This window comes from Streptomyces sp. SAS_270, from assembly GCF_052543295.1.
This window is the reverse complement of record NZ_JBMNDS010000146.1, coordinates 1-11,949: the sequence shown is the minus strand read 5'-3', so window position 1 is coordinate 11,949 and position 11,949 is coordinate 1. Positions and strand designations below refer to the sequence as shown.

Below are 11,949 nucleotides of genomic sequence, written 5' to 3'. Positions count from 1 at the left end.
CCGCAGGCAACACCCCGGCAAACCTTTGCCAGAACCCACACCCCCACCTCATGCCAACCTCAAGCAAACCTCCAACACCCCACCCCACACCCCCAGACCAGACCAGACACACGGAGGGTCCAGCCAGGGACGACGCACGAGCCGAAGGTCCACCGAATGCCGAGCCAAGCGAGCGGACCGAACGCTAATAGCGGTCCCAAGACCGCACCGAAGTTGGCCATCGTCTCTGCGAACCCCGCGGTGCCCGGGTTCAGGTCAACCGGGGCGGGCCGGGCCGGCGCGTCACCACTACCGCCCTCCCCAACCCAGCCAGCCCGGCACCAGGACGTCCCGGACGAAGAGGCCGGTCCTCTGTCGGGCTCCCGTTGAACCAAGCCGCGACGGCCGTGTCGCGGTCGGTCGCCGCCCGTTGTCGGTCTTTGACGAGAGTCCGTGTGCCTGTCTCGGCGAAAACCGCTACCGCGAGCCGGCACAGCTGCGTCAGCATGGGCGGGAGCCACGACCGTGGGACTCAATGGAGGCAACTGGTGAATGCGGGGCCCGGGCCGAGGCTGATCTTGCTGTGCGGGCTCCCCGGCTCGGGGAAGACAACTCTGGCCAAACACCTGGCGGATGAGACTCCTGCGGTGCGGCTGTGCCCGGATGAGTGGATGTCAGATCTCGACATCGACCTGTTCGACGAATCAACCCGCGCCCGCCTCGAGAAGCGCTTCTGGGACCACGCCCAAGAACTGCTGACCCTCGGACAGTCCGTGATCTTGGAGTTCGGATTCTGGGCGCGTTCCGAGCGGGACGAGAAACGCCTGACTGCGCACGCTCTCGGCGTTCTGGTGGAACTGCACTATCTTTCAGCGTCGTTCGATGAACTGACCCGTCGCCTCCAAGCCCGCAACGCAGTGGGCGGGCGCGGGACAGTTCCCATCAGCCGCGAGATGCTCAAGGAATACGCGAAGCTCTTCGAAGCCCCCAGCGACGATGAACTCGACCTTTTTGACGAACCGGCTCCCAAGCGCCACGGCTGACCGGCCTTGCACACGCCCACCATCCGCACCAACCCGTGGGATGACCCAGCATCCCTACACACAAATGCCAGTCAGGGATGCCGAGCAGCGCACAAGACGCAAACCAGACCTCACCCTGCACACCGCGCACCACCTCGGGCCGGCGGCCGCACCCGCACACGCCACCACACCGCCTCCCAATCCACCGGCGGCCCGCCGCGCTGCAGAGCACCGAACGCTGCCAGCAGCCCCGGCACATCACCCACTCCTGCCCCGCCCCGAGGACTGCCCGCCAGCAGCAGAGACCGCCCCGACACCCCTCGCCCGCCCGAGCCACCCGAATCCGTATCCGCATCGGCAACCACATCCGCATCCGCAACCGGCGTCCCCCGCGCACCCGCTGCCACCGGACCCGCTGCCGTGCGCCCGGCTGCCAGACCGGCTGCCTCCTCAAGGCCGAGCAGGCCTGCCACATGCGTCGCCGCCCACACCCCCTCCCCGACCCCGGCCACTGCCCGGCCCGCCACCCCCCAGTCCTGCCACAATCGATACAACGCCACCTGATGGGCAAATAAAGCGACCCGCCCCAGTCGCGGGCCGGTCAGCAGTGCGGCATCCACCCCACCCTCCGGCGCAAACACCCCCGCCACCAACAACACCCGCAACTGCCCCGGCAACACGCCGCACACCGCATCGAACTCGGACCGAAACACCGGAAACGTCCCGTACAACGACCGTGTCAACCCCAGGTCCCGCCCCCGCCACCCCGGAAACAGCACCACAACCTCGGACCCCGAGACCTCCCGGGACGCAACACGCTCAACCACGCCATGCGGCTCCAACGCTCAACCCACCCCGCCCCTCCACTCAACCGGCCAGGACACCAAGCCCCCGGCTGCACATGACGCAAACGGCCACATCCCAGGAACGGCCACCGCGCACACCACAAAACAGCCCGGCCACCGGGGTAGGGGCCGGATGGCCGGGCTGGACGCAAAGCTCCACGGCCCGGGGGAAGACCAGGAGCCGGCCTCACCCCGATCCTGCCCACCCCGCCTCGAACCCCACTCAACCCGCACCGGCCTGGCCCAGAACGCGTCGGGCGCAACAGGCGAGAACAAGATGGGCTACGGCGGCTCGGGAGAGAGAAGACGAGAGGTACCGGGCCGCAAGCGCGGCCCGTCCGTTGACGCGTTGGGCGTGGCGATTGCGGTGGCGGCACTCGCCGGGTCCGTGCACGACTACGCCGCCGCTATCGCGCTGCTGGGCGAGGTCGCCGCCAACACCGACACCCTCAAAGAGGCCCTGGTCGACCAGGGTTTCAAGAACGCTGTCGTCGCGCACGGGCAGACGGTGGGCATCGAGGCGGAGATCATCGAGCGCAATCCGGCTCAGACCGGGTTGCGCGGCAGGCGGGTGCGCGACCAGGCGGGCAGTTCCGGACGGCTCCGCGCCCGCCGGCGCCGGCTGGCGGCCGTGCCGACCGGCGGACGGGGCGACGTCACGCAGGGGCGCCGAGCGGCGGGTGGTCGAGCACGCGGGGCTTGTACTCGACGAGCTGGATGCGGCCGTCGAAGGTGCGGTGCTCGATCATCTCGAGGGCAACGTCCGGATATCCGTCGTAGATGCGTTCTTCGCCCGTGGCCCCGGTGATCACCGGGAACATCACGACTCGGAAGCGGTCGACGAGTCCGGCTCGTAGCAGGGACCGGCACAGGCTGAGGCTGCCGATCGTGCTGAGGAGCCCCGAGCCACTCGACTTCATGGCGCGGACCGTCTCGACGGCGTCATCGCGGAGGAGCGTGGAGTTGGCCCATGTCAGTGGCTCCTTGAGTGAGGAGGAGAACACCACCTTGGACGCTTGCGTGAGCTGGTCGACGGACGCCTCTTCTTCGGGCCTGAACTCGTCTTGGCCCTCCGGGACCTCGCCTGCGGCGAAGCCCGACATCAGGCGGTACGTCTTCGCTCCCATCAGGTAGGTGACCTCGGGCTGCTCGCCGAGCCATGCGAGGTACTCCGGGCCCTCAAGGCCCCAGAACCCGGGCCATCCCTCTCCCGATGCGTAGCCGTCGAGGGTGGTGATGAAGTCGACCAGAAGCTCCGACATGGCAGTGTCCTTTCCTGGGGTGTCATGAGCTTGGACCGGCCGGGAGCCACAAACTCATCGGCCACGCTGTGGAGTATCGAGAAATCCCGTGACGCTGCAGCCAATCAGGTCGGCGGTGCGGCACTGCTTCGTCGGTGAGGCTTCACCTGCGACGGCGAGGGAGCCAGCGCGCCTACCCCTCCCGAAGTAGTGTGCCGAGGCTCGGTAGTTGTCACCGGTATAGCCGGATGACGTGGAGATTGGGACTGGTCGAAGCAGTCTGGCCGACACCAGTGAGGCAAGCGGCTTGTCACACACCGTGACTCGGCAGCAACTTCTGTCACCGGCCACGGCGGGTGTGGGGCCCGACAGTTCATTGGATCAGGTCGGTGTGCGGATGTTCGGGAGAGGTCGGGCAGACGTAGAACTGCATGTTGTCGGTGCTGCCTACTTCTATCTTGGTCGGCTGCGCCGGGTTCTGGCCGGCACGATGACCGTCGGCGTAGGCGGCGGCTTGGTCTTCGTAGGGCGCCCAGCCGCGTCCCTCACCGCCGTCCCATTCGAAGGAGGCGATGGTCAGCAGCGGGACCATCTGCACGTCGCACACACCGCAGTTTCGACGGTACGGGTCGGTGCGGCCCCATGGCGGCCAGCCCCCGACCTTCCAGCCGGGAGCGTCAGCCAGATGGCCGTCGTAGAACTCCGCCGGATAGTCCGCGTACGAGCTGTCCACGCCGACGTCGGCTGCCTGCCACCTGCTCCAGTCCCCCACCGCCAGCCGCATCTCCGGGCTCAGATCGAGGCTGTTGGGATACTCGGTGATTGCTTCTGGTGCCAGCAGACACGGCTCCGGCACATATCCCGGCCAGTCCGCCTCATACGGTTCTGGCGGTGTGGCCAGAACGTCGACGACCGTGGCGGCGGATCGCCAGAACAGTGCGGTCGACGGCTTGTAATCCGGATCGTGGTCGTAGGGGCACCAGAGAACCTGGAGCAGATCGGCCTGGCCGGGCGGCCGCAACAAAGGTATGTCGCGCAGATACAGCTGGGCCACGGGCAACATGGGGACCGGAAATTCCGCGGGCTCCGGAGGGCCGGCCGCGAGGCGTTCCGCGAGCAACGCGGCGTTCTGTTCCTTGATCGCCTCCTCCTCGGGCGTGAACGCAGGACCATGGGGATCACGGTGCAGCCGGGCCCGCACGCGCCTGTCGAGCCGCACTTGTGCCGGCGACTGGCGGAACCCGCTGTCCACGTGCGTGCCTTCGCAGTACGACCAAGGCTCCTCAGCCGGCCACAGCAACGGCCCCCCGACTGAGCTCTCCCTGATCGAAGGCAATCCGGCGCGAGGATGCAGCCGAATCGCGGTACGCGCCAACGGAGCCAGCTCAGGAAAGACCGCGGTCACGTCCACAGGCCGCGGCGGTGTAGTACGTACGAGGACCATGGTGGTGATCCTTTCACCAGCCACTGACAACCCCTGGCCGCCTCAACAGCAGCGAGACCGCTGGAGGGCCATGGCGCTGGATGCCTGCCTCTTGGGTGGGGTCAGCTGGTGGGGTCGGTCGGACTGTCGCGGAGCATGGCCTTGTAGAGGGCCTCGTGGGCGGGTGAAGGGGGTAGGGGTCCGCGGGCCGGGGCTTCGCAGGACTGGATCAGTAGGGCGACGACACGCCGCCAGGCGTCGGGGGCGGCCTGGCCGGTGGCGTTGACGACGCCGGCGTTGGCCATGTGGATCAGGACCAGGTCCGATGGGTCGAAGTCCTCGCGCAGCCGGCCGGTGGCCTTGGCGCGGCTGATGAGCTCCAGCATGGCCTCGTACGCCTCGTTGCGGCGCTGCTCCATGGCTTTGGCAGTGGGGAAGGTCGTGGTCAGGACGTCGGCGAAGCCATAGTCGGCGGCCTGCATTGCGCAGGCGGCCTCGATGTAGCCGGTGAAGCCGTCCCAAGGATCGGGGTTGTCGAGCGCGGTGGCTACCGCGTCGGCATAGGCGTCCATACGGTCGGCGAAGACGGCGGCGACCAGGTCTGCCTTGGCGGGGAAGCGGCGGAGGAGGGTGGCGATCCCCACGCCTGCCTCGCGGGCCACGGATGCCATGGAGGCGTCCAGGCCGTCACGCGCGAAGACGGTACGAGCGGCAGCGATGATCCGTTCCCGGTTGCGCTCGGCGTCGCTGCGCAGGGGCCGGTCGGCGGAGGTGTCGGAGCGCGGGGTGCGAGGGGTCATGCTCATCACTCTAGCAATTGGAGCGGTCTATCCATTTTCCGTGTTACGGTGATCCAGCGAAACGGAACGGCCTATCCAGATACCTGCAAAATGGAGTGACCTATCCAGATCGCGAGAGTCCTGAGGCGCCCGGAGCCTGCACCGCCGGGCGGGGCTCTCATCGACACCCCCACCAAGGCATGACGAAAGGGATTGCTGTGACCAGCATCGCCATCATCGGAGCCGGCCCCCAGCTGGGCCTGGCCATCGCCCGCACCTTCGGCTCCGAGGGCTTCAACGTCGCCCTGATCTCCCGTAACCGCGACAAGCTGGGCGGCCTCGTCGACCAGCTCACCGCCGAGGGCGTCACCGCCGCCGCGTTCCCCGCGGACGTGCTCGACCGCGACGCCCTCACCCAGGCGCTCAAGGACGCCGCCGCACGGTTCGGCCGCATCGACGTCCTGGAGTACTCCCCGGTCGGCACGTTCGGCTCCACCGCCCTGACCGCCCCGACAACAACCGAGCCCTCCCACGTGGAGACGGAGATGAACTTCCAGCTCTACGGGGCCATCGCCGCCACCCAGGCGGTGCTGCCCGCCATGCGCGAGGCCGGAGCGGGCACCTTGCTGTTCACCACCGGCGCCGGCTCGATCTGGCCCGACCCTCGGGTGGCCAACGTCAACGCCGCCGCCGCGGCGCTGCGCAACTGGGTCAAGAACCTGCACACGGAACTGGCCGACACCGGCATCCAGGCCGCCCACGTCGGCATCGACTCCTCGATCGGTGTCTCCGTCATCCCCGGCCTGGAGGCGGCCAAGCCCGAGCAGATCTCCCCGCTGTACTGGGAACTGCACACCACCCACCGCGGCGAGGCCGAGCGCGTCTTCCGCCTGGAGGGCCAGGCGTTCCCCCGCGCCTGACGTCCCGCCAGGGCTTCTGAGCTACCCACTCGCCGAACTCTGACCACACCACGGCATGTTGGTGGCCGACACGAACCACGAAGCGGAACGTGTCGGCCACCCCGGCGTGCCCAGGACACTCGGCCTGAGCAGCGGGGACATGCGCCGCACCCGCGCGGCCGTCGAGCGCTACCGAGCCGGACGGCACCGGCTCCGACCGGTCAAGCTCGCGGCCTGTCCACACCGTTGTACGTCGCCTGCCGGAACGGATGCGATGTCCTCGTATGGACGGGGAGTCAGATCAACGGACGGCGATATCAGCCATGTCGATGGCGACGAAGACAATCTGGTCATCGCCTGCGGGCGCGTAGGCCCGTCGCGTACCAGGAATAATGATGCCGTCGACATCACGGTAGCCGGCCGCGTAAAGCTCTGACTCGACGGTCCTGCCGACGACGTCAATGGTGAAGTCATGGCGGCGCAGGAGACCGTCAGGTCCGAAGCAGAACACCTGCGTTCGGGTGTGGCTCTTGATTTCGGCGGGGAAAGTTACCTGCAGCCGTCGCCACTCTTCACCATCGGCCTCGATCGGGGCGATCTCTACCGAGACGAACCCCGGCCAGGTGAACAGGAACGGCGCATTCAGATACGTCCACAGTGCTTCCCCGGTGAAGTATGCAAGATGAATGTCGTCCCACGGCGTCTCAAACTGGTGACCGTCGAACGACCGCTCCGGATTGTCGCGCGTTTCGACGATCGCTCCGTCCGCTTGCTGTAGGACCACCCGGTCGGGCTCGAAGACCGACCTGCGGTTTTGACCAAGGAACTCCATGGTCAGCCGCTCCCGAGTGGTGTCCACGTCGCAGCGAATGTTCGTTAGCGCATCGCCCTTTCCCTTCAACTGCCAGAAGGCGCCGGTGATGTCGGCGTCCATGGTAATCGTCCGAATGCGATTCCAGCGGTCCATACCACCGTGCGCTGCGACGGCTCTTGCAAGTAGATCGTTCATTTTTCTTTGCTCCCGAACTTCACGCGCTGGCTTGAACAACTGAAGGAGAGGAACGATGCGCCCATTCAGGCCGGTCAACCAAGGTCAACTGCGGGTGCCAGGAGACAGCCTCGTCCGCAGGGCAGGGCCACATTCGAGCATGATCACCCGTAGTGCCCAACTGAAGAGCCGGGTTCGATTCCCGTCATCCGCTCTCTTCGAAACCCCGGGCGTCCCGTCAGGGGGTTTCGCTTTTCATTCGGGCCCGCAAATGCGCCACGTGCGCGGCGGGCAATCCGGTTTCCTCCGCGCGGGCAAGCGCGGCCCCGGCCGACGGGGAACCCAAGCGGTGCAACAACTCCGCCCTCGACGCGTGCCACCACGGGTATTCCGCGAGGCCGGGTAGCTCGTCCACCAAGACCAGGCCCGCCGTCGGCCCGTCCCTCTCCGCCACCGCTGCCGCACGGTTCAGCCGGACGACCGGGGTGTCCTGGACCGACAACAGCACGTCGTACCAGGAGATCACCGCATCCCAGTTCGTCTCCGCGTAGGACGGAGCCAAATCGTGGCAGGCCGCGATCGCCGCCTGGACCACGTACGCGTCGGGGACCGACGGTGTACGGCGGAGGCCGACACCCACCAGCGCGACGCCCTCCTTGATCAGCTCGCTGTCCCACTTGGTCCGATCCTGTACGGACAGCAGCACCGGCAAGCCGGACGAGTCGAACCGTGCGGCCCGCCTGGCGTCCTGCAGGACCACCAGCGCCAGCAACCCCAGCGCCGTGGGCTCGTCCGGCATCAGCGACGCCAACAGGCGGGCCAGGCGGACACCTTCGGTGAGCAGCACCGAGCGGCTCGTGTACCCCTCGTTGAAGATCAGGTACACCGTCGACGCCACCCCGGCCAGGCGCGACGGCAGTTCCTCCGCCGAAGGCACCCGATACGGGATGCGCGCCGTGGCGATCTTCTGCTTCGCCCGCGTCAGGCGCTTCGCCATCGTCGCCTCGGGGACCAGCAGGGCTCGAGCCACCTCTGCGGTCGACAAACCGCCCAACGTACGAAGCGCCAAAGCGACCTGCGCTTCCAGCGACAACGCCGGGTGGCAGCACGTGAACACCAGCCGCAGCAGGTCGTCTCGGACGGCGACCGGGTCGGGGCAGGGGTCGACGGCCGGCATCGCGGCCACCTCCTTGCCGAGCCGCTTGGCTTCGCGGCGGATCACGTCCACCGCACGATGGCGGGCCGCTACCAGCAGCCAACCGCGCGGGTTTCCCGGGACGCCGTCGCGCGGCCACGTCTCCAGCGCGCGCACGACGGCGTCCTGGACCGCATCCTCGGCGAGGTCGACGCTGCCGGTGACGCGGACCAGCGTGGCCAGCACCCGGGTGCCCTCGTCCCGGACCAGCCGCGCGACCGCGTCCCCGGCGTGGGTCACCGGCCGAAGTCGACGACGGGCCGGACCTCGATCGCGCCGTTCCAGGCACCCGGGATCCGCGCGGCCACCTTGACGGCCTCGTCCAGGTCGACGCACTCGATGAGGTAAAAGCCGGTCAGTGCTTCCTTCGTCTCGGCGTACGGCCCGTCGGTGGTGACGACATCGCCTGACTTGCCGCCGGTGACGCGGACCGTCGTCGCGGTCGCGGTCGGGTACAGCGCCGCGCCGCCGCGGATCACTGACTGGGCACCCTCATGGAACTCGTTGTAGTCCTTCATCATCTCGGCGGCCTCCGGCTTTGTCGGGTCGACGTCGGAGGCGTAGATGAGCGCGGCGTACTGAGGCATGACAGCTCGCTCCTCACAGGGGTCCGGCCGGCGCCGATCGCCGGCTCTCACAGTAAGGACGAACGGACGCAGGCGCCCCGGGACACCCGCGCCGGACTTTCTCAGGCATGTTCACCGCTACGGCCCCGCGGAGCCGGTCGCCCCAGCGAAGCGTTGGCAGCGGCGAGGCCAGGCCGTGAACGGAACCTCTTAGATTCGATAAACGTCTATGTTGACGCTCATCAATACAAGTGTCATGCTGAGCCGCGCAGGCCATCGACAGATGTCGAAACACGCAAGGAGTCGCCGTGAACGCGCCCGCCATCACCGAGCTGCCCGTCGTCGTGATCGGAGCCGGACCCGCCGGTCTGGCCGCAGCCGCCCACCTCACACGTCACGGCATCGAGCCCCTGGTCCTGGAAGCCGGCCCGGCCGCCGGTGCGGCGGTGCGCGAGTGGGCGCACGTCAGGCTGTTCTCCACATGGGGCGAAGTGGTCGACCCGGCCGCCGAGAAGCTCCTCGCTCCGACCGGCTGGACACGACCCGACCCCGCGACTTACCCCTCCGGCGGCGACTGGGCCGAGCAGTACCTTCAGCCCTTGGCCAACGTCCTCGGCGACCGGGTCCGCACCGGCGCTCGCGTCACCGGCATCTCCCGCGCGGGCCGGGACAGGATCGTGGACGCCGACCGCGAAACCCAGCCCTTCGTCGTCCACGTCGCCTACGCCGATGGCCGTGAGGAGCGGCTGTTCGCCCGCGCGGTCATCGACGCTTCCGGCACCTGGACCACCCCCAGCCCGGCCGGCGGCAGCGGTCTACCCGCCATCGGCGAGCGTACGGCGGCCGACCGCGTCGCCTACCGCGTCCCGGACCTGAAGAACCCGGTCGTCCAGGCCCGGTACGCGGGCAAACGCACGGCAGTCGTCGGCTCCGGCGCCTCCGCCTTCACCGCGCTCGCCTACCTCGCCGACCTGGCCAAGGCTGACGGCGGCGCCGGCACGAAGGCGGTATGGATCCTGCGCCGGGGCATCTCCGGATCCACCTTCGGCGGTGGGGAAGGCGACCAGCTGCCCGCCCGCGGCGCCCTCGGCCTCGCGGCCAAGGCCGCCGTCGACGAGGGGCATGCGGAAGCGGTCACCGGCTTCCGTACCGACGCCATCGAGCGCGACAGCGACGGACGCCTGATCCTGGTGGGCGAGGACGGTCGTCGTCTCGACCCGGTGGACGAGATCATCGTGCTGACCGGCTTCCGCCCCGATCTGTCCTTCCTGTCCGAGCTCCGCCTCGGACAGGACGAGCGCCTGCAGGCCCCGGTCGAGCTCGCCCCGCTGATCGACCCCAACCAGCACTCCTGCGGCACCGTCTACCCGCACGGCCACCGCGAGCTCTCCCACCCCGAACAGGGCGTGTACCTCGTAGGCATGAAGTCGTACGGCCGCGCACCGACCTTCCTGGCCATGACCGGCTATGAACAGGTCCGCTCCGTCGCCGCCGCCATCGCCGGCGACGCCGAGGCTGCCGACCGTGTCGAACTCACCCTCCCCGAAACCGGCGTGTGCGGCGGCGCCGGCCTCTTCGATGCCCCCGAGGCCGACCAGCGGGACAGTGGAGGCCCCTACGCCCCTGCGCCCCAGCTCGTCCAGCTCGGCGCACCGGCCGCTGCGGCGGCTCCTGCCGGTCTGGCATCGGCGGGCGGCTGCTGCGGCTCGTGACTACTGCCGGCACACGCCGGAGCAGGGCCGCGACCACGCGAGTGCGCGCAGGCGCGGCAAGACCATCGACGGCTCGGACGTAACCGACGAGGTCGTGCTGTCGGTGGGCTCCGCCTGCACGACATAGCCGCCTGGTTAGTGCCCCGACCGGAACAGTTCACCGGGTGGCGTGGCCGCAGGTAGCGTCGCGTCATGGGAGAAGCCGAGGTCCGGGTCGTGGTCCGCAAGTTCGACGGCAGTCTGCACTGGCACCACTCCATGATGTGGCTCGGTGAGGACGAATACGGGATCTGGCTCGGTGCGCCGATCGGGACGATCTACGGCAAGGGCAACCAGCGTGCGGTGTACGCAACGGAAGAGCGTCGGGTCATGCTCTTTCCCCGCGGTGCCTGGTGGACGGCTCTGTTTCAGGCAGCTCCCGCCCATCTGGACGTGTACTGCGATCTCACCTCCTGCCGAATGGTCACACCCGGGAGAAGTGAGGACAGTCGACCTGGATTTGGATGTATGCCGGATACGGGCAGACGGATCCGTCTTCGTTGACGACGAGGATGAGTTCGCCGTACATCAGGTGCGCTACGGCTATCCCCCTGATGTCGTCGCGCGTGCCGTGGCGGCATCCGAGTGGCTGTCAGCAGCGCTGCGCGAGGGCATGCAGCCCTTCGGTGACCATTATCTGACGTGGCTTGACCAGGTCAAGTGACCTTCGCCCGGCTGCTGGTCAGGCTGCGGTTGTGAGGTGAAGCACGGCTCGACGCAGCCAGGGTGTTGGCGGTGCCTTTGCGGCTACGGGACAACGCCGCACAGCTGGTCATCGCCGACGGAATAGCTGGGTGGAAGCAGGTGACGCCATGGGTGCGGCGCAAAGTCGCCGGGAGAGCCGGTCATCCTTGCCTTGCCCGGCCCGACTCCCCTGGTGGGCGGGTAAATGGGCTCAGGCGGCGAACAGGTCGAACGTCGACGAACAACGCGGCGACGCCAGCTGATCCAGCAACGGATCCACCGACAACATCGCCTGATGCAACCGCTGCAACTGCGGCGCCGGCTCCACACCCAACTCCTCGATCAACCGCCCCCGCAACCGCCGATACACATCCAACGCCGCACTCTGCCGCCCCGACCGGTACAACGCCACCATCACCTGCGAATGCAACCCCTCATGCTGCGGATGCCGCGCCGTCAGCTCCGTCAACTCCGCCAGCAACTCCGCATGCCGCCCCAACCGCAGATCCGCATCAATCCGCCGCTCCACCGTCACCAGCCGGCTCTCCTCCAGCCGCAACACCTCAATATCCAGCAC

13 protein-coding genes are annotated in these 11,949 nt (G+C 68.2%); 5 read left to right on the top strand and 8 right to left on the bottom strand.

Annotated features, from left to right (window positions below):
• Nucleotides 1-485 precede the first annotated feature (485 nt).
• Nucleotides 486-1,022: an AAA family ATPase gene (locus tag ACN6LB_RS44895; RefSeq protein ID WP_445030968.1), complete on the top strand. Its 537-nt coding sequence runs from the start codon at nt 486-488 to the stop codon at nt 1,020-1,022.
• A 1,047-nt stretch (nt 1,023-2,069) separates the two neighbouring features.
• On the opposite strand, the gene ACN6LB_RS44890 is transcribed toward ACN6LB_RS44895, so the two are convergent.
• The 4 genes from ACN6LB_RS44890 to ACN6LB_RS44875 form a co-directional block, all read right to left on the bottom strand.
• Nucleotides 2,070-2,345, bottom strand: a complete 276-nt coding sequence (locus ACN6LB_RS44890; RefSeq protein WP_445030967.1) for a hypothetical protein — start codon at nt 2,343-2,345, stop codon at nt 2,070-2,072.
• Between the two features lie 157 nt (nt 2,346-2,502).
• Nucleotides 2,503-3,108, bottom strand: a complete 606-nt coding sequence (locus ACN6LB_RS44885; RefSeq protein WP_445030966.1) for a dihydrofolate reductase family protein — start codon at nt 3,106-3,108, stop codon at nt 2,503-2,505.
• Nucleotides 3,109-3,460: 352 nt separating this feature from the next.
• The gene (locus tag ACN6LB_RS44880; protein WP_445030965.1) at nt 3,461-4,531 is read right to left on the bottom strand and encodes a hypothetical protein; all 1,071 of its coding nucleotides are present in this window, start codon (nt 4,529-4,531) and stop codon (nt 3,461-3,463) included.
• 101 nt (nt 4,532-4,632) lie between these two features.
• Nucleotides 4,633-5,310: a TetR/AcrR family transcriptional regulator gene (locus ACN6LB_RS44875; RefSeq protein ID WP_445030964.1), complete on the bottom strand. Its 678-nt coding sequence runs from the start codon at nt 5,308-5,310 to the stop codon at nt 4,633-4,635.
• A gap of 197 nt (nt 5,311-5,507) precedes the next feature.
• Here ACN6LB_RS44875 and ACN6LB_RS44870 point away from each other — a divergent pair, with 197 nt between their 5' ends.
• Nucleotides 5,508-6,209 (top strand): SDR family NAD(P)-dependent oxidoreductase, encoded by a 702-nt coding sequence (locus ACN6LB_RS44870; RefSeq protein ID WP_445030963.1) that lies wholly within the window; start codon nt 5,508-5,510, stop codon nt 6,207-6,209.
• 280 nt (nt 6,210-6,489) lie between these two features.
• On the opposite strand, the gene ACN6LB_RS44865 is transcribed toward ACN6LB_RS44870, so the two are convergent.
• The 3 genes from ACN6LB_RS44865 to ACN6LB_RS44855 all read right to left on the bottom strand — a co-directional run bounded on the left by ACN6LB_RS44865 (nt 6,490) and on the right by ACN6LB_RS44855 (nt 8,958).
• Nucleotides 6,490-7,122 carry a hypothetical protein gene (locus tag ACN6LB_RS44865; RefSeq protein ID WP_445030962.1) on the bottom strand — a complete coding sequence of 211 codons (633 nt, stop codon included), beginning with the start codon at nt 7,120-7,122 and terminating at the stop codon, nt 6,490-6,492.
• 292 nt (nt 7,123-7,414) lie between these two features.
• The gene (locus ACN6LB_RS44860) at nt 7,415-8,611 is read right to left on the bottom strand and encodes an RNA polymerase sigma factor (protein WP_445030961.1); all 1,197 of its coding nucleotides are present in this window, start codon (nt 8,609-8,611) and stop codon (nt 7,415-7,417) included.
• Nucleotides 8,608-8,958, bottom strand: a complete 351-nt coding sequence (locus ACN6LB_RS44855) for a YciI family protein (protein ID WP_445030960.1) — start codon at nt 8,956-8,958, stop codon at nt 8,608-8,610. Before ACN6LB_RS44855 ends, ACN6LB_RS44860 begins: the two co-directional genes overlap by 4 nt.
• Before the next feature lie 287 nt (nt 8,959-9,245).
• Between ACN6LB_RS44855 and ACN6LB_RS44850 the strand changes: the two genes are divergently transcribed.
• The 3 genes from ACN6LB_RS44850 to ACN6LB_RS44840 all read left to right on the top strand — a co-directional run bounded on the left by ACN6LB_RS44850 (nt 9,246) and on the right by ACN6LB_RS44840 (nt 11,352).
• A complete protein-coding gene (locus ACN6LB_RS44850) occupies nt 9,246-10,649 on the top strand; it encodes an NAD(P)-binding domain-containing protein (RefSeq protein ID WP_445030959.1) in 1,404 nt (467 codons plus the stop codon).
• Between the two features lie 192 nt (nt 10,650-10,841).
• A complete protein-coding gene (locus ACN6LB_RS44845) occupies nt 10,842-11,192 on the top strand; it encodes a hypothetical protein (protein WP_445030969.1) in 351 nt (116 codons plus the stop codon).
• On the top strand, nt 11,128-11,352 hold the full coding sequence (locus ACN6LB_RS44840; protein WP_445030958.1) for a DUF402 domain-containing protein: 225 nt from the start codon (nt 11,128-11,130) through the stop codon (nt 11,350-11,352). Before ACN6LB_RS44845 ends, ACN6LB_RS44840 begins: the two co-directional genes overlap by 65 nt.
• Nucleotides 11,353-11,583: 231 nt before the next feature.
• Here the strand turns inward: ACN6LB_RS44840 and ACN6LB_RS44835 are convergent.
• Nucleotides 11,584-11,949, bottom strand: a 366-nt coding sequence (locus ACN6LB_RS44835; protein ID WP_445030957.1) for an AfsR/SARP family transcriptional regulator, incomplete at its 5' end; no start/stop codon positions are given.